The organism is Bacillus sp. LR_5, assembly GCF_042709275.1.
Map to the genome: position 1 here is coordinate 1 of NZ_JAVAXX010000527.1, position 2,151 is coordinate 2,151.

The 2,151-nt window shown below is 43.4% G+C and carries 2 protein-coding genes; both read right to left on the reverse strand.

The window, feature by feature from the left end; genetic code table 11:
- The coding region (locus tag RAC86_RS38040; protein WP_377886892.1) for a hypothetical protein at positions 1 to 74 on the reverse strand (74 nt) is incomplete at its 3' end.
- A gap of 210 nt (positions 75 to 284) precedes the next feature.
- On the reverse strand, positions 285 to 2,151 hold a 1,867-nt coding region (gene gyrB / locus RAC86_RS38045; RefSeq protein WP_377886891.1), incomplete at its 5' end, for a DNA topoisomerase (ATP-hydrolyzing) subunit B.

A 2,151-nucleotide genomic window follows, 5' to 3' on the forward strand; every position in this document is an offset into this window, starting at 1 on the left:
TAATCCAAGAAGGACGTACGCATTTCCTGACTGATATTTATTTCACGAACTTGTGGTGTGTTTTGTTCACTCATTAAAAAACCTCCCTGAAGTATCACATGAAATATGTGGGAGTAGATTGTCCATTATGACCTTCAATACGATTTCACTATTCTCCATTATATCAATAAACTTATGATTATACACATTAAATTGCTAGAATATATAGGTATTGCAAGCATTACTGCAGCTGATCTTGTTCAGAAAAAAGCCTTATTTCTAATTGGAAATAAGGCTTTTTATGATTAGATGTCAAGATTTTTAACGTATCTCGCATTCGCTTCTATGAAGTTTCGGCGCGGTTCTACTTTGTCGCCCATCAGCATTTCAAATGTCTCATCCGCATCCATAGCATCTTCAAGAGTTACCTGAAGAAGTGTTCTAGAGCTAGGGTCCATGGTTGTTTCCCATAGCTGGGTGGCATTCATTTCACCAAGACCTTTATAACGCTGCAATCCCGGCTTAGGCGTTTGAGGCAGCGTTTTTAACAGATCTTCAAGCTCCTTGTCATTGTATGCATATTCAACACGTTTCCCCTGTTGAACCTTATAGAGCGGCGGTTGCGCAATGTACACGTAGCCATTTTCGATAATTTGGCGCATATATCTGTAAAAGAACGTTAACAACAGTGTTCTGATATGCGCGCCGTCAACGTCGGCATCTGTCATAATGACAACTTTGTGGTAACGGGCTTTCTCCAGGTTGAAATCTTCCCCGATACCTGTGCCGAGCGCTGTAATCATAGAGCGAACTTCGTTGTTAGAAAGGATTTTATCCAGTCTGGCTTTTTCAACGTTCAGGATTTTACCTCTAAGCGGCAAAATGGCTTGGAAATGTCTGTCGCGGCCCTGTTTAGCAGATCCTCCGGCAGAGTCACCCTCTACGATATACAACTCGGAGATGCTCGGGTCTTTTGAAGAGCAGTCCGCTAACTTACCGGGAAGGTTTGAAATTTCCAAAGCACTCTTGCGGCGTGTTAATTCACGGGCTTTTTTCGCAGCCATTCTTGCTCTTGCCGCCATTAAACCTTTATCGACAATTTTTTTGGCCGCGTCTGGATTTTCCAGCATAAATGTTTCCATTGCCGTAGAAAATAACGTATCGGTGATCGTCCGCGCTTCTGAGTTGCCTAGCTTTGTTTTCGTTTGGCCCTCAAACTGCGGATCAGGGTGTTTGATTGAAATAATCGCGGTCAGCCCTTCTCTTACGTCATCTCCGCTTAGGTTTGGATCATTTTCTTTAATAAGCCCTTTTTTTCTGGCGTAATCGTTGATAACACGAGTCAGACCCGTTTTAAAGCCCGCTTCGTGGGTACCGCCTTCATACGTGTTAATGTTATTTGTAAATGAGTAAATGTTGCTTGTGTAGCTGTCATTGTATTGTAAAGCCACTTCAACCGTAATGCCGTCCTTTTCGCCTTCAATGTAAATCGGCTCTTCATGGACAACTTCTTTAGATCGGTTTAAATACTCTACATAACTTTTAATTCCGCCTTCGTAATGGTACTCATTTTTGCGCTCTTGTCCTTCACGTTTATCTTCAATCGTGATGTTTACGCCTTTTGTCAAAAAGGCTAATTCGCGCACGCGGTTCGCAAGCAGATCATAATCATACTCAGTTGTTTCTGTGAAAATCTCAGGATCAGGGACAAAATGTGTCGTCGTTCCTGTATGATCTGTCTCGCCAATGATTTCAAGGTCTGAAACCGGAACTCCGCGTTTATAGGTTTGACGGTGGATTTTACCGTCACGGTGTACCGTCACCACAAGCTCGGTTGAAAGCGCGTTTACGACTGACGCACCTACACCGTGCAATCCTCCAGACACTTTATAACCGCTTCCGTCAAATTTTCCTCCAGCATGAAGCACCGTCATAATGACTTCTACCGCAGGACGGCCCATTTTTTCATGAATACCGACTGGAATACCGCGGCCATTATCTATCACCGTGATGCTGTTGTCTTTCTCGATTTGGATATTGATATCCGTACAATAACCGGCGAGGGCTTCGTCAATACTATTGTCGACAATTTCCCATACCAGGTGGTGAAGGCCTTTGCTGTTTGTTGAACCGATATACATCCCTGGTCTTTTACGAACAGCTTCCAATCCC